Consider the following 220-nt stretch of genomic DNA (forward strand, 5'->3'; position numbering starts at 1 on the left):
GGTGGAACCACGTTGGATCTTCAACCAAAGTCATGTCTTCCAGTGGTTTCATCCCTACGCCGGTTGCATCTACATAGATATCACAGCTGGCCAGTTCTTTTTTTAAGTCGGCCTGGTCTTCGAGATGATGCAGCGTGGCATGCGCACCCGTTTTTTCGTTGATGATCTTAACATTGCGAACGGCATTTTCCCATTTGTCGTCATCAATGTTGAATAAGGC

The 220-nt window shown here is 46.8% G+C and carries 1 pseudogene; it reads right to left on the reverse strand.

The features are described from left to right. Positions 1-220 (reverse strand): annotated as a pseudogene (locus tag LI126_RS15400) (quinate/shikimate dehydrogenase); the annotation flags it as partial.

This window comes from Mediterraneibacter sp. 210702-DFI.5.30 (assembly GCF_020560115.1).
Taxonomy (GTDB): Bacteria; Bacillota; Clostridia; order Lachnospirales; family Lachnospiraceae; genus Mediterraneibacter; species Mediterraneibacter faecis.